The organism is Sinorhizobium fredii USDA 205 (assembly GCF_001461695.1).
GTDB classification, from domain to species: domain Bacteria; phylum Pseudomonadota; class Alphaproteobacteria; order Rhizobiales; family Rhizobiaceae; genus Sinorhizobium; species Sinorhizobium fredii.
In genome coordinates this window covers 1-18039 of record NZ_AUTC01000151.1, presented here as the reverse complement: position 1 = coordinate 18039, position 18039 = coordinate 1, and the positions used below count along the sequence as shown (strand labels likewise).

The following is an 18039-nucleotide window of genomic DNA, read 5'->3' as shown; positions in this document are numbered from 1 at the left end:
CTTGCACGGCGGCCGGACGGTCTCTACGCTCGCCTCCACAATCTGCAGGGCAGCAGCGCTGACCTGCCCGATGAAGCGAAAATCCTATAGACGCGAGGAAATCTGGCGATGAGCGAAACGGACATGAAGCTCGTGGTGGTCGGCGCGGCCGGTCGAATGGGCCAGACGCTGATCCGGATCGTTCACGAGACGGCCGGCGTGCGGCTGCATGCCGCGATCGAGCGGTCGAACTCGCCCTTCATCGGCCGCGACGCGGGCGAACTCGCAGGATTGGGGCCGATCGGCGTCCCGATCACCGACAAGCCACTCGAAGCCTTCGTGGAGGCGGAGGGGGTGCTCGATTTCACCGCACCGGCGGGAACCGTCGAATTCGCCGGCCTTGCGGCACAGGCGCGCATCGTCCATGTCATCGGCACGACCGGATGTTCAGCCGATGACGAGGCGAAGGTCCGCGCCGCGGCCCGCCATGCCCGCGTCGTCAAGTCGGGCAATATGAGCCTCGGCGTCAACCTTCTCGGCGTGCTGACGGAGACGGCGGCGCGTGCGCTTTCGGCCAGGGATTGGGACATCGAGATTCTCGAAATGCATCATAAGCACAAGGTCGACGCGCCTTCGGGCACGGCGCTCCTGCTCGGCGAGGCGGCGGCCAAGGGGCGTGGCATCGACCTTGCCGATCAGTCCGTCAAGGTGCGCGACGGCCATACCGGCCCGCGGCCGCAAGGCACGATCGGCTTCGCGACGCTGCGCGGCGGCTCGGTCGTCGGCGAGCACTCGGTGATTCTTGCCGGCGAGGGCGAACTGGTGACTTTGTCGCACAGCGCCACGGATCGCTCGATCTTTGCTCGCGGCGCCGTCGCGGCCGCCCTTTGGGGCCGCAACCAGAAGCCCGGCTTCTATTCCATGCTCGATGTTCTCGGGCTCAACTGACACGTCAAACTCTCAAAGAGGAAATTGAAATGAGCGGCACTCTCGTCCTCGTCCGGCACGGCCAGAGCGAATGGAACCTGAAGAACCTTTTCACCGGCTGGCGCGATCCGGACCTGACCGAGCTCGGCGTCGAGGAGGCGAAGGCCGGCGGCAAGGCGCTCGCCGAATACGGCATCAAATTCGACATCGCCTTCACCTCCGTGCTCGTCCGTGCCCAGCGCACCTGCCAGATGGTGCTCGATGCCGTCGGGCAGTCGTCGCTCGAAACGATCTGCGACCAGGCGCTCAATGAACGCGACTACGGCGATCTTTCCGGCCTCAACAAGGACGATGCCCGCGCCAAATGGGGCGAGGAGCAGGTCCATATCTGGCGCCGATCCTATGACGTGCCGCCGCCCGGCGGCGAGAGCCTGCGCGACACCGGCGCGCGCGTCTGGCCCTATTACCTGACCGAAATCCTGCCGCGTGTGCTGGCCGGCGAGAAGGTGCTGGTCGCGGCGCACGGCAACTCGCTGCGATCGCTGGTGATGGTGCTCGACCACTTGACCAAGGAGCAGGTCCTGAACCTCAACCTCGCGACCGGCGTGCCGATGGTCTACAAGCTCAAGGCGGATTCCACCGTCGCTTCCAAGGAAGTGCTCGGCGACATGTCGGCCGCGCACTGAGCGCCCAAATCCTCCATCGAAGCAAGAGGGGCGCCGCGGCGCCCCTTTTTTGTCTCACGCTTTTCCCGCTTCCCAACCGAGGATCGCCCGCTTTCGCGTCAGCCCCCAGTGGTAGCCGGTGAGCTCGCCGCCCTTGCCAAGCGCCCGGTGGCAGGGCACGACGAAGGAAATCGGGTTGCGCCCGACCGCGGCGCCGACGGCGCGCGACGCCGTCGGCTGGCCGATTTCGCCGGCGATCTTCGAATAGGTCGTCGCCTTGCCGAGCGGAATGTTCAAGAGCGCCTGCCAGACCCGGATCTGGAAATCCGAGCCGATCAGCACGATGTTGAGCGGTTCCTCGGCGCACCAGCGCTCCGGGTTGAAGATGCGCGCCGCGTACCGCGCCGTGGCGGCGCTGTCCTCCAGGTAGGTGGCGTTCGGCCAGCGGCGGGCCATGTCCTCGAAGCTCTCGCGCTCCTCGCCGGCATCGGCAAAGGCAAGGCCTGCGAGGCCGCGGTCGGTGATCATCACCAATGCCGTGCCGAAGGGCGAGGGGTGGAAGCCATAGCGGATCGTCAGGCCGGCGCCGCGCGCCTTCCACTCGCCCGGCGACATCGCCTCATGGGTGACGAAGAGGTCGTGGAGCCGCCCGGGGCCTGAGAGCCCGACTTCGATGCTGGCCTCGAGCAGGGGCATGCCCTCCTGCCGCAGCAACCGCTTGGCATGGTCGAGCGTAACCGCCTGCAGGAAGGCTTTTGGCGAAAGGCCGGCCCAGCGGGTGAAGACCTTCTGGAGTTGCGTCGGCGACTGGCGGAGGCGGCGGGCGATCGTCTCGAGCGACGGCTGGTCGCGGTAATCCTCCGTCAGTATCTCGATGACGTGCCGCACCGTGTCGTAATCGGTGCCATCAGGGGTGATTTCGGTAGGAATGCTTGTCACGACGTTCATGGATCATCTCCTGTCATGCCGCAGGAAACCATGCGGGGGACCGGATAACCACCCGATTCTTGATTCATCGCGATCTGGCCGTGGCCAAGGCGCGGGAGAAGGCGACGGCGAAGGTTTCGCGGTCGTCGCGGTTGAGGAACGAGCCGATGTCCGTCTGTCGGCCGCCGCCGCTGATCTTCATCGAGACGATGCCGATCTCCTGGTGGCGCCTGATGCTGAAGCGCGCCCAGAAGGGATTGAAACGGAGCTCGGTCATCCGCCCCGACGGAGCGAACTTCCTCACCGACACGTCGGTGCGCGACACGCTGACCTCCTCGCGGGCGTGCGCCGAGTGATAATTGAGCCAGAAGGCGCCGAGGAGCAGCACGAAATCGAGGCCGAAGAAGAACACGATCGGCCAGGCGCCGACGACCAGGAACACGAGGACATGCATTGCACTCATGGCCCCGGCGATCATCAGCAGGATCTTGAAGCCCCTGAAGCCGAGCGAGCGGTAGGGCGTGAGCTCGGCCGCGAAGATCGGCTCATCGTTGATGCTTGTCTCGGCGTTGCCTTCGGTCATACCCAATGACTATAGATGTGGCATGAAAAACGTGAAGCTCAAATTGTCGCCAGGGACCGCGAACCCGAGAGCGGCGTCGGCTGCCCGCCGAGCCACGCGGCAACGCAGTGTCTACCGCAAGGCGGATGTCGAGGAGATCTTTCGCCGCCTCTCGGTCCAGCGGCCGGAGCCGAAGGGCGAGCTCGAACATGTCAACGCCTTTACGCTGCTGGTGGCGGTGGCCCTGTCGGCGCAGGCGACGGATGCCGGCGTCAACAAGGCGACGCGGCCGCTCTTCGCCGTCGCCGACACGCCGGAAAAGATGCTTGCCCTCGGCGAAGAAAAGCTGCGCGACGCCATCAAGACGATCGGCCTCTACCGCAACAAGGCGAAGAACGTCATTGCGCTCAGCGAGAGGCTGATCGCCGACTTCGGCGGCGCGGTGCCGAAGACGCGCGAGGAACTGATGACCTTGCCGGGCGTCGGCCGCAAGACCGCCAATGTGGTTCTGCAGATGGCCTTCGGCCAGTCGACGATCGCCGTCGACACGCATCTCTTCCGCATCGCCAACCGCATCCGGCTGGCACCCGGCAAGACACCGGACGAGGTCGAGGCCAATCTGATGCGGGTCATCCCGCAGAAATATCTCTACCACGCCCATCACTGGCTGATCCTGCACGGCCGCTATGTGTGCAAGGCGCGCCGGCCGGAATGCGAGCGCTGCATCATCGCCGATATCTGCAAGTCGCCCGAAAAGAGTTGCGACATTCCGGCGCCGCTCGTCGAACTGCCTCCGCAGGTCATTCCCGTCGCCGGCTGACATTCCTGCGCGTTTCGCACGTCACCGGTCGATCAGCCCGTCGATCAGTCGGCCGATCGCATGAAGATAGGGTGCCCGCGCGGCGCCGGCCTCGATTTCGAGCGCCGCCCGGTCGAAAGCGGCCGAGAGCAATACCGCCGTCGCGGCGAGGCCTTTCTCGTCGATTCGACCTGGCGGCATGGCGGCCGCGAGCCCCTCCTGCAACGTCCGCCCGCCATGCGCTGCGTCGATGGCTGCTATTTCCGCAACGCCGAGAACTGCAGGGCCGTCAAGCAACAACAGGCGGACTCGCCCCGGCATCGCCATCGCGTCGAAATAGGCGGAAGCACCCGCAAGCAAAGCGTCTCGGGGCGCACCCTGCCCAGTGTCGGAGAGCTCGATCGCCGCGGCGACCTGGCCCGCCTCCTGTTCGACGACGGCTCGAAACAGGGCCTTCTTGTCCTCGAAGTGGTGATAGAGCGCTCCGCGGGTCAGTCCCGCCGCGGCGACGATGTCCGGCGTCGCCGTGTCCGCATAGCCTTTGGCGATGAAAAGTTCGCGCGCCGCATCGAGGATGGCAGCGCGGGTCGTGTCCGAGCGCTCGCGATTCGAGCGGCGGGGTTTTTCTGGTTGCATACATACAGATTGTATGAAAAAGGTCGATGGAGGGAAAGCATGAAATCGACGAGCTACTATCCGGTGATCATGACGGCCGATGTGCGGGCGACCGCCGACTTCTACGTGAGGCACTTTCGCTTCGAGGCGCTTTTCGTCAGCGACTGGTACATGCATCTGCAGTCGACGGAAGACGAGCACGTCACGCTTGCCGTTCTCGACTATCGTCACGAGACCGTGCCGGAGCGCCACCGAGCTCCCGTTCAAGGCCTGCTCCTGAATTTCGAGGTCGACGATCCCGATCGCCTCTACGCCGAGCTGCAGTCAGCCGGGCTTCCGATCCTCAAGGCGCTTTGCGACGAGGACTTCGGCCAGCGCCATTTCATCACCGCCGACCCGAACGGCGTGATGATCGATGTCATCAAGCCGATCCCGCCGAGCGCGGAGTTCGCCAAGGCCTATGAGGAGAAGGCCCTGCCGGCATGATCGCCGGCATCGCATCGGAGCCGATTTGATGACTGAGCTTGTATGCTGCGGCGATTTTCGTGCGTCTGGAACGTCGCACGGCGCTCTACAGCGCCGCGCGCCTTATCAGGCGTGCAAGGTCGCTGTAGAACTTTGAAGTGCTGCATGTCTTTGTCCTTAACTCGAGGTCGATTTAAGGAGACATGCAGTAGTGTCTTCCAAATGGCCGGAAAACCGCTATTAACGAACACCGGCCATTCAGGAACCGGACGGAGCTCATGACGAAATTCGATGTACTGACGATCGGCAATGCGATCGTCGATATCATTGCGCGCTGCGATGACAGCTTTCTCGTACACAACGGCATCATCAAGGGCGCGATGAACCTCATCGATGCGGAGCGGGCGGAACTCCTCTATTCGCGCATGGGCCCGGCGGTCGAAGCCTCCGGCGGCAGCGCCGGCAACACCGCCGCGGGTGTGGCGAGCCTCGGCGGGCGGGCGGCCTATTTCGGCAAGATCGCCAACGACCAGCTCGGCCAGATCTTCACCCACGACATCCGCGCCCAGGGCGTGCATTTCCAGACCAGGCCGCTCGACAGCCAGCCGCCCACTGCGCGCTCGATGATCTTCGTCACCGAGGACGGCGAGCGCTCGATGAACACCTATCTCGGCGCCTGTGTCGAGCTCGGCCCGGAGGACGTCGAGGTCGACGTCGTCGCCCAATCCAGGGTCACCTATTTCGAGGGCTATCTCTGGGATCCGCCGCGCGCCAAGGACGCCATCCGCGAGGCGGCGCGAATTGCCCATGCCCATGGTCGCGAGACGGCGATGACGCTGTCGGACAGTTTCTGCGTGCATCGCTATCGGGACGAGTTTCTCGAACTGATGCGCTCCGGCACCGTCGACATCGTCTTCGCCAACAAGCAGGAGGCTTTGGCGCTTTACGAGACGGAGGATTTCGAGCTCGCGCTCAGGACGCTCGCCAAGGATTGCAAGCTCGCCGCCGTGACGCTTAGCGAGGAAGGCTCGATCGTCGTGCGCGGCGAGGAACGGGTGCGCGTCCGCGCCAGTGCGGTGGGGCAGGTGGTCGATACGACCGGCGCGGGCGACCTTTATGCGGCCGGCTTCCTCTATGGCTACACCGCCGGCCGTTCGCTCGAGGATTGCAGCAAGCTCGGCAATCTGGCGGCCGGCATCGTCATCGGCCAGATCGGCCCGCGCCCGATGCTATCGCTCGCGACCGCGGCGCGCGAAGCCACTCTCGTCTAAGGGGGCTTGCACATGAAAGGATCCCCTCACCCGCTTGCGGGGAGAGGGGACTGAAGGGCGTGCGGCGCAGGCCGGGCGCGGCCTATTTGAAGGCTTCGCCCGGATAGGCGCCCCAGATTTCGCTCTGGGCGATCCAGCCTTCGACGCCTTGCGTCTCGGCATGGCACCAGTCGCCATTGCATTCGCCGATATGCAGCAGCACGCCCGGCTGCATGCGGGCAACGATCGGTGCCGTACTCTGTGGGTCGCGTCTCAGATTGACGAAGATGCCTTCGCCCTTGCCGCGCATCCACGGTGCGGCAACGGCGGTGCGATCGCCGGAGAGCAGCGCCTGGTTGACCCAGCCCTCCGTTCCGTCGGCGTCGCGGATGCGGCGCCAGTTGTCGTACTCCTGGATGATCTCGACGGGAACGCCGGTTTTCAGATAGCGGAAGGCCACCGCGTAATCGAGGCTCGGCCCGATCCTCAGGTTGACGCTCCTGGACTTGAGACTGACGAAGCGGGGGAGCGGCAGACCGCTCGGGCCCTTGGCCGCTTGGGCAAAGGCCGTGGAATTCATGATGGCGGTTCCGAGGAACATAGCCAGCAACCATATAGAGGCTTTGGAAATGATGTGACGCATGACGAAGCCCATATCCGATCGTAAGCGAAGCCTTGCGGCGTCTCCACTGCGCGCCCCTTCACCGTCTCAGGCGCACAAAGGACGCTGTAGCACTTTGAATTGCCGCATGTTTTAATCCCCGGGGTCGTCTTCGATCCAAGGAAGCACGCAGAAGCGCCCTGGCCGGACGCCCGCCGCGAATCCTGAACCCGGACAGCGACTTTCAATTGTCTTCCCCACCGGGTCTGGTAGAAGTTGCGGCTATAGGGAGAAACTATCACTCAACTTGGTTAACGACCCGTCAACGAGGGCCGCTCACAGGAATGACAAGCAAGAAGAAGCCAACCGTCTACATCACCCGGCAACTGCCGGAAGTCGTCGAAACCCGGATGCGCGAACTCTTCGACGCCGAGCTCAATGTCGACGACACGCCGCGCAGCCAGCCGGAGCTGGTTGCCGCGGTGAAAAGGGTCGATGTGCTGGTGCCGACGCTGACGGACCGGATCGATGCGGCGCTGATCGAGCAGGCGGGGCCGCAATTGAAGCTGATCGCGGCCTTCTCGAACGGCGTCGACAACATTGATGTTGACGCCGCGGCGCGCAAGGGCATCACCGTCACCAACACGCCGAACGTGCTGACGGAAGACACCGCCGACATGACCATGGCGCTGATCCTCGCGGTGCCGCGCCGGCTCGCCGAGGGTGCGCAGGTGCTGACCGACCGCAGGGGCGAATGGGCCGGCTGGTCGCCGACTTGGATGCTCGGCCGCCGCATCGCCGGCAAGCGCATCGGCATTGTCGGCATGGGGCGGATCGGCACTGCGGTGGCTCGCCGCGCCAAGGCCTTCGGCCTTTCGATCCACTATCACAACCGCCACCGCGCCAAGCGGGAGACCGAGGAGATGCTGGAGGCGACCTATTGGGACAGCCTCGACCAGATGCTCGCCCGCGTCGATATCGTTTCCGTCAATTGCCCGTCGACACCCGCCACCTATCACCTGCTCTCGGCGCGGCGCCTCGCGCTGATGCGCCCCGACAGTTACATCGTCAACACCGCACGCGGCGACGTGATCGACGAGACGGCGATGATCAAATGCCTGCGGGAGGGCAAGATTGCCGGTGCCGGCCTCGACGTCTTCGAGAACGAACCGGCTGTCAACCCGAAGCTGATCAAGCTCGCCGGCGAAGGCAAGGTCGTGCTCCTGCCGCATATGAGCTCGGCGACGCTCGAAGGCCGCATCGACATGGGCGAAAAGGTGGTGATCAACATCCGCACCTTCTTCGACGGTCATCGCCCGCCAGACCGGGTGCTGCCGGGACGGGAATAGGACGTGCTCGGCGACCCCTCCCCACAAGGGGGGGGAGGGGCTTGCGGGCGTCGCCGTCTCGCCCAGCGAAACACCTCCGCGAGTGACAATGATTCAAATGTGTGGAGCGGCCGCCGCCGGGAAGTCCCGCCCCCTTGTGGGGAGGGGTTGGGGAGGGGCTTACGCTTTGGAACTGGTGGCTTTCGTCGAAAGCGTTTTCCGCATCTCGATCGAGGTCGGGCGGGTGAAATCGGGATGGGCGGAGCGGCTCGTTTCGACGAAGCCCCAGGCCGCGAAGGTGGCGTGATTTTCGGTTAGTTCTATGCGCGTCTGCAGTCTCAGCGCCGGCAGGCCGAAGCTTCGGGCGGTCTCCTCGGCGGCGGCAAGCAGCCGGCGTCCGAGGCCTTTGCCCTGGTGGGCGGGATCGATGGCCAGCTTGCCGATATAGAGGCAGTCCGGTTCGGGTTTGCAGAATACGCAGCCGATAATATCGGGCCCGGTGGTAGCAGCGAAGCCGATCTCCTCCTCCGACCTCCGGCGTAGCGACTCGGCCGTCAGCGCATGGGAGGAGGACGGCGGATCGATGCGCCCGTCCATATAGGCGAAGGATTTCAGGATCAGCGCCAGAAGCTCCTCGTAGCGGTCGAAGCTCGGGCCGAGGCGAATCGTTTCCATCCGGCTCTCAACGCTTGTCGCGGCGATAGCGGATCGTGTTGAACGCGGCCGCCAGCCCGTCATAGAGGAGCAGCCGTCCGACGAGCGGCTCGCCGATGCCGGCGATGAGCTTGATCGTCTCCATCGCCTGCAACGTGCCGATGACGCCGGTCAAGGCGCCGACTACGCCCGCTTCCGCACAGGCCGGCACCGCGCCCGGCGGCGGCGGCGTCGGGAAGAGATCGCGATAGGAGGGGTTGGGATGGCCGTCGGCGTCCGTCTCGTAGGGCTTCAACACGGTAACGGAGCCGTCGAAGCGCCCGACGGCGCCGGTGACGAGCGGGATCCGGGCCGCCTCCGCCGCATCCGCCGCCAGATAGCGCGTCTCGAAATTGTCCGAACCGTCGACGACGAGATCGTATTGCCGCAAGATCGCTTCGGCGTTTTCCGCTGCGAGGCGCTGTGCGTGCGGCGCGACCGCCACGTGCGGGTTGAGGTTGGCGATTGCGGCGGCGGCGCTTTCGACCTTCGACCGGCCGATATCGCTGGTGGCGTGAATGACCTGGCGCTGCAGGTTCGACAGCGAGACGACGTCGTCATCGACGATGCCGATCCTGCCGACACCGGCGGCGGCGAGATATTGCAGCACCGGAGCGCCGAGCCCGCCCGCACCGATGACCAGCACGCGCGCCGCTTTCAGCTTCTGCTGCCCGGCGCCGCCGATCTCGGGCAGGACGATATGGCGCGCATAGCGGGCGATTTCCGATGAGTCGAGGGCTGCTGCGGTCATTTCCGTCTCCGTAGGATTTCTGCCGCCCGTTCAGCAGCGGCCGCCGAGCAGGCGGATGTCACTCCGAAACGCAGCCGTTTGCAACGGTCAGATAGTGGGCCCGCTCACCCAGCGCCTCGAACATCGCCCGGTCCGTCCCGGTCATGAAGGCCTGGCCGCCGAGCTCGTCGACGCGATCGAAGAGCGCGGCGCGCCGTCCCTGGTCGAGATGGGCGGCGATCTCGTCAAGCAGAAGGATCGGCGCGTGCCCGGTCATGTCGCCGACGAGCCGCGCATGGGCAAGCACAAGCCCGACGAGCAGCGCCTTCTGTTCGCCGGTCGAGCAGCGTTCCGCCTCCATGTCCTTTTCCCGGTGGCGGATCATCAGATCGCTGCGGTGCGGTCCGTCGAGCGTTCGACCGGCCGCCGCATCGCGGCCGCGGCCGTCCTGAAGCATCGAGAGATAGCGCTCTTCGAGATCGTAGGCCGGCAGGCCGTGGCAATCGTCGAGAAATCCGGCAAGCGACAGGCTGGCGGAAGGGAAGGTGCCGCCACTCTGGCTGCGCTCCACGAGCGCCGTCAGCAGACCAAGCATTTCCAGGCGGGCGAGCGCCATCGACACGCCCAATCCGGCCATTTCCCGCTCGATGGCGGTCAGCCAGGCGGGATCCGGCCGGAATTCCGAGAGCAGCCGGTTGCGGCTGCGCATGGCCCGGTCGAACTCGCTGGCACGCCGGCCGTGCTCGGGATCGAGCGACAGCACCAGCCGGTCGAGAAACCGCCGCCGGTCGGAGGACGGGCCGGTGAACAGGCCGTCCATCGCCGGCGTTAGCCACAGCACGCGCAGATGGTCGGTGAGCTCGTCGACGGTGCGGGCCGGCGTGCCGTTGAGCCTGAGGCGGCGCGATTGCCCTTCCTCCGTACCGGCCGTTCCTGTGCCGATCTCCACCGGGCCTTCCATGCCCTCGACGGCCGCGAAGACCGAGAAGCCGTCCGCCGCGCCGACGCGGGCGACATCCGCGTAGGCGGCGCGCCGCAGGCCGCGGCCCGGCGACAGAAACGAGATCGCCTCCATCAGATTGGTCTTGCCCGCGCCGTTCTCGCCGGTCAGCACCACATGGCGCTGGTCGAGATCGAGCGCCAGCGCCGCATAGTTGCGAAAGTCGGTGAGCTTCAGGCGAGTGAGAGAGACCTTGTGGGGCATTGCGGGTCCGAATTCGACGTGCCTGTCAGGTAGGACGAAAGCCCGGCCAAGGCAAGGCGAAAGCCTCGCCCGAGGGGCAACCCCGCCACCTTGCCCGCGTCAGGCGCGTTCGGAGCCGAAACCCCTGTGGGAAAGCGCTGATTTTCCGTCGCTTCGGAACTTTTCACGGGCGTGCAGGTACAATATGACAGGCGCATGACAACAATCGTATGGATCGCTGATGCTCGGCCTGTTTCGCAAGCTTCTCCCCCGTGAAGACCGCTTCTTCGATCTCTTCGAACAGCATTCGCGCACCGTCATGGAGGCGGCGGAGGCATTGAACGCATTGCTCTCCGGCGGACCGGACATCGAGCGCCATTGCGACCGCATCGTCGCGCTCGAGAACGAGGCCGACGAAATCACCCGAGAAGTCCTGCTGGCGGTACGCCGCAGCTTCATCACACCCTTCGACCGCGGTGACATCAAGGATCTCATCCAGTCGATGGACGATGCGATCGACATGATGCACAAGACGGTGAAGACCATCCGGCTTTACGAGCAGAAGAGCTTCGACCCCGGCATGCAGGCGATGGGCGCGGCGGTCGTCGATGCCGCCCATCTCGTCGCCGAGGCCATCCCGCTGCTCAACCGGATCGGTGTCAACGCGCAGCGCCTGAGCACCATCGCCGAGGAGGTCACCCGCGTCGAAGGGCGTTCCGACGAACTGCACGAGCAGGGCCTGAAGGACCTGTACAAGCGCCATGGCGGCACCAATCCTATGGCCTATATCATCGGCAGCGAGCTCTATGGCGAGCTGGAAAAGGTCGTCGACCGCTTCGAGGATGTTGCCAACGAAATCAGCGGCATCGTGATCGAGAACGTCTGATGGACGCGACGCTCGCCTTCCCGCTCCTTGTGGGCCTCATTGGGGTTGCCCTGTTCTTCGACTTCCTGAACGGATTGCACGACGCGGCCAATTCGATCGCGACGATCGTTTCGACGCGGGTGCTGCGGCCGCAATATGCCGTCATGTGGGCGGCGTTCTTCAACTTCATCGCCTTCCTGTTCTTCGGCCTGCACGTGGCCGAGACGCTCGGCAAGGGTATCATCGATCCCGGGATCGTTACGCCCCAGGTCATCTTTGCCGCGCTGATCGGCGCGATCGTCTGGAATATCTTGACCTGGGTCTTCGGCATCCCGTCGAGCTCCTCGCACGCGCTCGTCGGCGGTCTCGTCGGCGCAGGTCTTGCCAAGGCCGGCTTCAGCTCCATCGTCTGGGCCGGCCTCTTGAAGACCGCCGGCGCCATCGTCATGTCGCCTGGGATCGGCTTCGTGCTGGCTCTCCTGCTGGTGCTGATCGTCTCCTGGCTGTTCGTGCGCCAGACGCCCTTCGCCGTCGACAACACCTTCCGCGGGCTGCAATTCATATCGGCCTCGCTCTATTCTCTCGGCCATGGCGGCAACGACGCCCAGAAGACCATGGGCATCATCGCCGTGCTTCTCTTCTCCCAGGGCTATCTCGGGCCGGAATTCCACGTCCCCTTCTGGGTGGTCATCACCTGCCAGGCGGCGATCGCCCTCGGCACCCTTTTCGGCGGCTGGAGGATCGTCCACACGATGGGATCGAAGATCACCAAGCTCAACCCGATGCAGGGCTTCTGTGCCGAGACCGGCGGCGCCATCACGTTGTTCGCCGCCACCTGGCTCGGCATTCCGGTCTCGACGACCCACACGATCACCGGCGCCATCATCGGTGTTGGTTCGGCCCGGCGCGTCTCGGCCGTGCGCTGGGGCCTTGCCGGAAACATCGTCATCGCCTGGGTGATCACGATGCCGTCGGCGGCGCTGATTGCGGCGTTCACCTATTTCGCCGCCGATCTGATCGGTTAAGGCGCACCCAAGCCCGCTCCCGCCCCAAAATGGTTCGTCGCCAGGGCGCCGTCGCGCGTTGGCAGCGTTTCCGGCGCGGTGTATATTTTCCTGGCCTGACGAATTGTCTCTACAGCGCCGCACGCCTTATCAGGCGCGCAAAGGTCGCTCCTTAGATCGAGGTCGATTTAAGGAGACATGCAGTAGGAGGGGACGATGACGGACGTCAAATGGACGATCAAGGGCCGCGAATTCATTCATTGCAACTGCGCCTATGGCTGCCCCTGCCAGTTCAATGCCTTGCCGACGCACGGGCATTGCAGCGCGGTGGGGGTGATCGAGATCGAGGAAGGCCATCACGGCGACATCCGCCTCGACGGCCTGAGGTGCGGGATGATCGTCGCCTGGCCGGGCGCCATCCATGAGGGCAGGGGCGAAGTCGTGCCGATCGTCGACGATCGCGCTTCGGATGCGCAGCGCGAGGCACTGCTGCGCATCATGAGCGGGCAGGACACCGAACCCGGTGCCACCTTCTTCCAGGTGTTCTCGACGACCTTCGAAACGTTCCACGACCCGGTTTTCGCGCCAATCGGCTTCGAGGTCGACATCGAGAAGCGGACGGCGCGCGTCAGCGTGCCGGGGTGGATCGAGGGGCGCGGCGAGCCGATCCTCAATCCGGTCACCGGAGAGGCGCACCGCGCCCGGCTCAATCTGCCGAACGGCTTCGAGTACGACACCTGCGAGATGGGGCGTGGCTGGGCCGATACGACCGGTCCGCTGTCGCTGTCCCTGTCGGACTCGCACGCCCATTTCGCCAGGATCCACATGACCGAGCGCGGCGTGGTGCACTGACACCATGACCGACTCTGCGCTTGAAACCCTGTTGCGCCGTGACCGGGCGATCGTCGCTGCGGCGATCGCCTTGTTGGCGGTGATCGCCTGGCTCTACATTCTCTGGCTGGCCGCCGGGATGGATATGGGCGGCATGTCGATGCCCGAGGCGGGCATGGATGCGACCATGCCCATGGACCCCGGCATGGATATGGACATGGGAAGCGGGGCGGGGGCTGGTCCGCTCGACGCAATGCTCGGCCTTTCGCCGCGTCCCTGGAGCGCCGTCGAAGCCGCCTTCACCCTGACCATGTGGGTGGTGATGATGGTCGGCATGATGCTTCCTTCGGCGTCGCCGATGATCCTTCTCTATGCCCGTGTCGGGCGGCAGAGCCTCAGGGACGGCAAGCCTTTCGCTTCGGCCGGCTATTTCACCGGCGGCTATCTCATGGCGTGGACCGGCTTCGCGCTCGCCGCCACGCTCGGACAATGGCTGATCGAAGGCACGCTGCTGACGTCGTCGCTGGCGAGCGCCAGTCCTGTCTTCAGCGGCATCGTGCTGATCGTTGCGGGAATGTACCAATGGACGCCGCTCAAGGACGCTTGCCTGGCACAGTGCCAGGCGCCGATCGTCTTCCTGCAGAGACACGGCGGCTTCCGAAGCGATCCGCGCGGTGCCGTCAGGCTCGGTTTCCGCCATGGTTTCTATTGCGTCGGCTGCTGTTGGGCGTTGATGGCTCTCCTGTTCGTCGGCGGCATCATGAATGTGCTGTGGATCGCCGCGATTGCTTCCTTCGTGCTGGTCGAGAAGCTGCTGCCGGCCGGTCGCCTTCCGTCGCGGCTCGCCGGGTCGGTGCTGGTTGCCCTCGGCCTGTGGCAATTGGCGGGGGCGGTAGGCTGAGGGTGCTGCGAGTGAACTGCCCTCATCCCGCTGCCACGACCTTCACCCCGCAAGCGGGGCGAAGGGGCAAGCGGAGCGCGCCCAGTCCCCTCTCCCCGTCCTTACGGCGAGAGGGTCAGTCCTCGGGTTAAACCCGAGGAGAGGGGCAAAATCGAAGGCTCGGCTTGGCTATTCGCTCAGCGTGTCGAAGAAATCCTTCATCCGGGAGAAGAAGCCCGTCGATTGCGGGTTGTTCTCCTTGGAGGAGATTTGCTCGAACTCCTGCAACAGTTCGCGCTGCCGCTTGGTGAGCTTCTGCGGCGTCTCGATCTGGATCTGGATATAGAGATCGCCCGTCTGGTTGGAGCGCAGCACCGGCATGCCCTTGCCCTTCAGGCGGAACTGCTTGCCGGCCTGGGTGCCCTCCGGCACGGTGACGCGCGATTTCGTGCCGTCGAGCGTGGTGACGTCGAACTTGCCGCCAAGTGTCGCGGTCGTCATCGAGATCGGCACGCTGCAGTAGAGGTCTGCTCCGTCGCGCTGGTAGAACTCATGCGGCCTGACCGACAGAAAAATATAGAGGTCGCCGGGGGGACCGCCGCGCAGGCCGGCTTCGCCCTCGCCGGAGAGGCGGATGCGCGTGCCGTCCTCGATGCCGGTCGGAATGTTGACCGACAGCGTGCGCTCCTCGGTGACCCGGCCCTGGCCATGACATTTGGTGCAGGGATCGGTGATCGTCTGGCCGCGGCCGCCGCAGGTCGGGCAGGTGCGTTCGATCGAGAAGAAGCCCTGGGCGGCGCGGATGCGGCCGGAGCCCTGACAGGTGGCGCAGGTCTTCGGGCTGGTGCCCGGCTTCGCGCCCGAGCCCGTGCAGACGTCGCAGGTGACTGACGTCGGCACGCGGATCTGAGCCGTCTTGCCGGAATAGGCCTCCTCGAGGGTGATCTCCATATTGTAGCGAAGGTCCGCACCGCGTTCGCGTCCGCCCGACGAGCGGCGCTGACGGCCGCCGCCCATCATCTCGCCGAAGATGTCTTCGAAAATGTCCGAGAAGCCGCCGGCGCTGCCGCCGGCGAAGCCGTTGCCGGCTCCCATGCCGCCCTGCTCGAAGGCTGCGTGGCCGTAGCGGTCGTAGGCCGCACGCTTCTGCGGATCCTTCAGCGTCTCGTAGGCCTGGTTGATTTCCTTGAAGGACTTTTCCGCTTCCTGGTCCCCGGGATTGCGGTCCGGGTGATATTTCATCGCCAGTTTGCGGAAGGCGCTTTTCAGCTCCTTCTCGTCCGCGTTTCTTGCAACGCCAAGCGTTTCGTAAAGATCACGTTTCATGCTTCAAAGATTGTCCAGTTGACAAGGCTTGCCAGCGCGATCCGACTCTGCCCGATTATCTTGCCACAGGATTTAGTAAACCTTGAAGCGCGATACCATAGCCAAGCGAGCGACCGAGCGCTTTTTTGTCGGAAGAATGGCGTTCCAGTACCATTTACCGCAACCTGTCCTTGCATCATCGTGCGGAATGATCGCCGAGCGCCGGCGACGCCGCTACGCGGCCTAACAGAAAAGCCCGGGAACGGTCCCGGGCTTCGCTGGTTCGTCGGAGGAGTGCTTATGCCGACCGCTTGCGGTCGTCGTCGTCCTTGACTTCCTCATAGTCGGCATCGACGACATCGTCGCCGTCGCGCTTGGCATCGGCGGCGGCATCCGCATGCGCCGCTTCCGCCTGCTGGGATTCATAGATCGCCTGGCCGAGCTTCATGGAAACCTCCATGAGCGTGTTGGTCTTGGCCTTGATGTCCTCGGCGTCCGGCTCGGACGTTTCGACGGAGGTCTTCAGCGCCGCGATCGCGTCGCTGATCGCCTTGCGATCCGTCTCGGAAACCTTGTCGCCATATTCCTTCAGCGACTTCTCCGAAGAATGGATCAGGCTTTCGGCCTGGTTCTTGGCCTCGACCGATTCGCGGCGCTTCTTGTCCGCCTCGGCATTGGCTTCGGCATCCTTGACCATCTTCTCGATGTCGGCGTCGGAAAGGCCGCCGGAGGCCTGGATGCGGATCTGGTGCTCCTTGCCGGTGCCCTTGTCCTTCGCGGAGACCTGCACGATGCCGTTGGCGTCGATGTCGAAGGTGACTTCGATCTGCGGCATGCCGCGCGGTGCCGGCGGAATGCCGACGAGGTCGAACTGGCCGAGCAGCTTGTTGTCGGCCGCCATCTCGCGTTCGCCCTGGGAGACGCGGATCGTCACGGCGGACTGGTTGTCGTCGGCCGTCGAGAAGACCTGCGACTTTTTGGTCGGGATCGTCGTGTTGCGCTCGATCAGGCGGGTGAAGACGCCGCCGAGCGTCTCGATGCCGAGCGACAGAGGCGTCACGTCGAGGAGCAGGACGTCCTTGACGTCGCCCTGCAGCACGCCGGCCTGGATGGCGGCGCCCATGGCGACCACTTCATCCGGATTGACGCCCTTGTGCGGCTCCTTGCCGAACAGCTGCTTCACGGTTTCCTGGACCTTCGGCATGCGGGTCATGCCGCCGACGAGAACGACTTCGTCGATTTCGGCAGCCGAGACGCCGGCATCCTTCAGCGCCGCCTTGCAGGGCGCGATGGTCTTCTGGATCAGGTCCTCGACGAGGCTTTCGAACTTGGCGCGCGACAGCTTCATCGTCAGGTGCTTCGGACCGGAGGCATCGGCCGTGATGAACGGCAGGTTGATCTCGGTCTGCTGCGAGGACGACAGCTCGATCTTGGCCTTTTCGGCAGCTTCCTTGAGGCGCTGCAGCGCAAGCTTGTCGTTCTTGAGGTCGACGCCCTGCTCCTTCTTGAACTCGGAGGCCAGGTACTCGACGAGGCGCATGTCGAAGTCTTCGCCGCCGAGGAAGGTGTCGCCATTGGTGGACTTCACCTCGAAGACGCCGTCGCCGATTTCGAGCACGGAAATGTCGAAGGTGCCGCCGCCCAAGTCGTAGACGGCGATCGTCTTGCCTTCCTTCTTGTCGAGGCCATAGGCAAGCGCGGCCGCGGTCGGCTCGTTGATGATGCGCAGCACGTCGAGACCGGCGATCTTGCCGGCGTCCTTGGTGGCCTGGCGCTGGGCGTCGTTGAAGTAGGCCGGAACGGTGATGACGGCCTTCTCAACCTTCTCGCCGAGGTAGGACTCGGCCGTTTCCTTCATCTTCTGAAGGATCATCGCGGAGATCTGCGACGGGGAATAGTTCGTGCCGTGCGCCTCGACCCAGGCGTCGCCATTGTCGGCCTTGACGATCTTGTAGGGGACCATCCCCTTGTCCTTCTGGGTCGTCGGGTCCTCGAAGGTGCGGCCGATCAGGCGCTTGATCGCAAAAAGAGTGTTTTCCGGATTGGTGACGGCCTGACGCTTGGCCGGCTGGCCGACCAGGCGTTCGCCATCTTCGGAGAAGGCCACCATCGACGGGGTGGTGCGCGCGCCTTCGGCGTTTTCGATCACCTTCGCGTCCTTGCCGTCCATCACGGCGACGCAGGAGTTGGTCGTTCCCAGGTCAATACCAATAACTTTAGCCATGTCGTTCTCTCCTTGCAGCGGACTGTCGGAACCCGGTCAGGCATTCATGGGACAGCCCCTAACGGGATGCTCTTTGGATTTGATCGCAGCCGGCAGGCTACGTCGATGCGGCGTATATAAGGACCGGCGTTTCGGACTGCAAGGCATTCTGCGGCGCGAGCAGGGCCAAATGCAAGCCGTCTTCGGCTGTCCCATGCGCGCGATAC

Annotated in this window: 19 protein-coding genes; 10 read left to right on the top strand and 9 right to left on the bottom strand. The window is 64.6% G+C overall.

Annotated elements, in window-relative coordinates:
* Window positions 1-108 precede the first annotated feature (108 nt).
* Both dapB and N181_RS21180 read left to right on the top strand, forming a co-directional pair.
* The gene (gene dapB, locus N181_RS21185; RefSeq protein WP_037398299.1) at window positions 109-927 is read left to right on the top strand and encodes a 4-hydroxy-tetrahydrodipicolinate reductase; all 819 of its coding nucleotides are present in this window, start codon (window positions 109-111) and stop codon (window positions 925-927) included.
* 29 nt (window positions 928-956) lie between these two features.
* On the top strand, window positions 957-1592 hold the full coding sequence (locus tag N181_RS21180) for a 2,3-bisphosphoglycerate-dependent phosphoglycerate mutase (protein WP_037398296.1): 636 nt from the start codon (window positions 957-959) through the stop codon (window positions 1590-1592).
* 54 nt (window positions 1593-1646) lie between these two features.
* Here the strand turns inward: N181_RS21180 and N181_RS21175 are convergent, their stop codons facing one another.
* Both N181_RS21175 and N181_RS21170 read right to left on the bottom strand, forming a co-directional pair.
* On the bottom strand, window positions 1647-2519 hold the full coding sequence (locus tag N181_RS21175) for a methylated-DNA--[protein]-cysteine S-methyltransferase (RefSeq protein ID WP_060563868.1): 873 nt from the start codon (window positions 2517-2519) through the stop codon (window positions 1647-1649).
* Between the two features lie 64 nt (window positions 2520-2583).
* Window positions 2584-3081 (bottom strand): DUF2244 domain-containing protein, encoded by a 498-nt coding sequence (locus N181_RS21170; protein WP_037398290.1) that lies wholly within the window; start codon window positions 3079-3081, stop codon window positions 2584-2586.
* A gap of 22 nt (window positions 3082-3103) precedes the next feature.
* Here N181_RS21170 and nth point away from each other — a divergent pair, with 22 nt between their 5' ends.
* The gene (gene nth, locus N181_RS21165; RefSeq protein WP_037398289.1) at window positions 3104-3880 is read left to right on the top strand and encodes an endonuclease III; all 777 of its coding nucleotides are present in this window, start codon (window positions 3104-3106) and stop codon (window positions 3878-3880) included.
* A 21-nt stretch (window positions 3881-3901) separates the two neighbouring features.
* On the opposite strand, the gene N181_RS21160 is transcribed toward nth, so the two are convergent.
* Window positions 3902-4495 carry a TetR/AcrR family transcriptional regulator gene (locus N181_RS21160; RefSeq protein WP_037398288.1) on the bottom strand — a complete coding sequence of 198 codons (594 nt, stop codon included), beginning with the start codon at window positions 4493-4495 and terminating at the stop codon, window positions 3902-3904.
* 39 nt (window positions 4496-4534) lie between these two features.
* Between N181_RS21160 and N181_RS21155 the strand changes: the two genes are divergently transcribed.
* Window positions 4535-4960, top strand: a complete 426-nt coding sequence (locus N181_RS21155; protein WP_037398287.1) for a VOC family protein — start codon at window positions 4535-4537, stop codon at window positions 4958-4960.
* 257 nt (window positions 4961-5217) lie between these two features.
* Window positions 5218-6210: an adenosine kinase gene (locus tag N181_RS21150; RefSeq protein WP_014330538.1), complete on the top strand. Its 993-nt coding sequence runs from the start codon at window positions 5218-5220 to the stop codon at window positions 6208-6210.
* Between the two features lie 82 nt (window positions 6211-6292).
* Here N181_RS21150 and N181_RS21145 read toward each other — a convergent pair whose 3' ends face one another.
* Window positions 6293-6790: an SH3 domain-containing protein gene (locus N181_RS21145; RefSeq protein ID WP_048655381.1), complete on the bottom strand. Its 498-nt coding sequence runs from the start codon at window positions 6788-6790 to the stop codon at window positions 6293-6295.
* A gap of 344 nt (window positions 6791-7134) precedes the next feature.
* On the opposite strand from N181_RS21145, the gene N181_RS21140 reads away from it, so the two are divergent.
* Complete coding sequence (locus tag N181_RS21140) at window positions 7135-8139, top strand: 2-hydroxyacid dehydrogenase (RefSeq protein ID WP_014330540.1); 1005 nt, start codon at window positions 7135-7137, stop codon at window positions 8137-8139.
* A gap of 159 nt (window positions 8140-8298) precedes the next feature.
* On the opposite strand, the gene N181_RS21135 is transcribed toward N181_RS21140, so the two are convergent.
* The 3 genes from N181_RS21135 to recF are packed head-to-tail and all read right to left on the bottom strand — an operon-like array spanning window position 8299 to window position 10745.
* Window positions 8299-8793 carry a GNAT family N-acetyltransferase gene (locus tag N181_RS21135; RefSeq protein ID WP_037398286.1) on the bottom strand — a complete coding sequence of 165 codons (495 nt, stop codon included), beginning with the start codon at window positions 8791-8793 and terminating at the stop codon, window positions 8299-8301.
* Between the two features lie 7 nt (window positions 8794-8800).
* Window positions 8801-9562, bottom strand: a complete 762-nt coding sequence (moeB, locus tag N181_RS21130; protein WP_014330542.1) for a molybdopterin-synthase adenylyltransferase MoeB — start codon at window positions 9560-9562, stop codon at window positions 8801-8803.
* A gap of 58 nt (window positions 9563-9620) precedes the next feature.
* Complete coding sequence (gene recF, locus N181_RS21125) at window positions 9621-10745, bottom strand: DNA replication/repair protein RecF (protein WP_014330543.1); 1125 nt, start codon at window positions 10743-10745, stop codon at window positions 9621-9623.
* A gap of 220 nt (window positions 10746-10965) precedes the next feature.
* Here recF and N181_RS21120 point away from each other — a divergent pair, with 220 nt between their 5' ends.
* The 4 genes from N181_RS21120 (at window position 10966) to N181_RS21105 (ending at window position 14325) form a co-directional block, all read left to right on the top strand.
* Entirely contained in the window at window positions 10966-11610 is a 645-nt protein-coding gene (locus N181_RS21120) for a DUF47 domain-containing protein (protein WP_014330544.1), read from the top strand.
* A complete protein-coding gene (locus N181_RS21115) occupies window positions 11610-12614 on the top strand; it encodes an inorganic phosphate transporter (RefSeq protein WP_014330545.1) in 1005 nt (334 codons plus the stop codon). The genes N181_RS21120 and N181_RS21115 overlap by 1 nt, the downstream gene beginning before the upstream one ends.
* Window positions 12615-12809: 195 nt before the next feature.
* Window positions 12810-13445: a DUF1326 domain-containing protein gene (locus N181_RS21110; protein ID WP_014330546.1), complete on the top strand. Its 636-nt coding sequence runs from the start codon at window positions 12810-12812 to the stop codon at window positions 13443-13445.
* Between the two features lie 4 nt (window positions 13446-13449).
* Window positions 13450-14325 (top strand): DUF2182 domain-containing protein, encoded by an 876-nt coding sequence (locus N181_RS21105; RefSeq protein WP_014330547.1) that lies wholly within the window; start codon window positions 13450-13452, stop codon window positions 14323-14325.
* Window positions 14326-14493: 168 nt separating this feature from the next.
* Here N181_RS21105 and dnaJ read toward each other — a convergent pair whose 3' ends face one another.
* Window positions 14494-15630, bottom strand: coding sequence for a molecular chaperone DnaJ (dnaJ, locus tag N181_RS21100; protein ID WP_014330548.1), 1137 nt, complete (start codon window positions 15628-15630; stop codon window positions 14494-14496).
* A 277-nt stretch (window positions 15631-15907) separates the two neighbouring features.
* Complete coding sequence (gene dnaK / locus N181_RS21095; RefSeq protein ID WP_014330549.1) at window positions 15908-17833, bottom strand: molecular chaperone DnaK; 1926 nt, start codon at window positions 17831-17833, stop codon at window positions 15908-15910.
* Window positions 17834-18039: the final 206 nt, after the last annotated feature.

Excerpts from the sequence above, each read along its gene's own strand:
- dapB (WP_037398299.1), top strand. The coding sequence starts at position 109 with ATGAGCGAAACGGACATGAAGCTCGTGGTGGTCGGCGCGGCCGGTCGA.
- N181_RS21180 (WP_037398296.1), top strand. The coding sequence starts at position 957 with ATGAGCGGCACTCTCGTCCTCGTCCGGCACGGCCAGAGCGAATGGAAC.
- N181_RS21175 (WP_060563868.1), bottom strand. The coding sequence starts at position 2,519 with ATGAACGTCGTGACAAGCATTCCTACCGAAATCACCCCTGATGGCACC.
- N181_RS21170 (WP_037398290.1), bottom strand. The coding sequence starts at position 3,081 with ATGACCGAAGGCAACGCCGAGACAAGCATCAACGATGAGCCGATCTTC.
- nth (WP_037398289.1), top strand. The coding sequence starts at position 3,104 with ATGAAAAACGTGAAGCTCAAATTGTCGCCAGGGACCGCGAACCCGAGA.
- N181_RS21160 (WP_037398288.1), bottom strand. The coding sequence starts at position 4,495 with ATGCAACCAGAAAAACCCCGCCGCTCGAATCGCGAGCGCTCGGACACG.
- N181_RS21155 (WP_037398287.1), top strand. The coding sequence starts at position 4,535 with ATGAAATCGACGAGCTACTATCCGGTGATCATGACGGCCGATGTGCGG.
- N181_RS21150 (WP_014330538.1), top strand. The coding sequence starts at position 5,218 with ATGACGAAATTCGATGTACTGACGATCGGCAATGCGATCGTCGATATC.
- N181_RS21145 (WP_048655381.1), bottom strand. The coding sequence starts at position 6,790 with ATGTTCCTCGGAACCGCCATCATGAATTCCACGGCCTTTGCCCAAGCG.
- N181_RS21140 (WP_014330540.1), top strand. The coding sequence starts at position 7,135 with ATGACAAGCAAGAAGAAGCCAACCGTCTACATCACCCGGCAACTGCCG.
- N181_RS21135 (WP_037398286.1), bottom strand. The coding sequence starts at position 8,793 with ATGGAAACGATTCGCCTCGGCCCGAGCTTCGACCGCTACGAGGAGCTT.
- moeB (WP_014330542.1), bottom strand. The coding sequence starts at position 9,562 with ATGACCGCAGCAGCCCTCGACTCATCGGAAATCGCCCGCTATGCGCGC.
- recF (WP_014330543.1), bottom strand. The coding sequence starts at position 10,745 with ATGCCCCACAAGGTCTCTCTCACTCGCCTGAAGCTCACCGACTTTCGC.
- N181_RS21120 (WP_014330544.1), top strand. The coding sequence starts at position 10,966 with ATGCTCGGCCTGTTTCGCAAGCTTCTCCCCCGTGAAGACCGCTTCTTC.
- N181_RS21115 (WP_014330545.1), top strand. The coding sequence starts at position 11,610 with ATGGACGCGACGCTCGCCTTCCCGCTCCTTGTGGGCCTCATTGGGGTT.
- N181_RS21110 (WP_014330546.1), top strand. The coding sequence starts at position 12,810 with ATGACGGACGTCAAATGGACGATCAAGGGCCGCGAATTCATTCATTGC.
- N181_RS21105 (WP_014330547.1), top strand. The coding sequence starts at position 13,450 with ATGACCGACTCTGCGCTTGAAACCCTGTTGCGCCGTGACCGGGCGATC.
- dnaJ (WP_014330548.1), bottom strand. The coding sequence starts at position 15,630 with ATGAAACGTGATCTTTACGAAACGCTTGGCGTTGCAAGAAACGCGGAC.
- dnaK (WP_014330549.1), bottom strand. The coding sequence starts at position 17,833 with ATGGCTAAAGTTATTGGTATTGACCTGGGAACGACCAACTCCTGCGTC.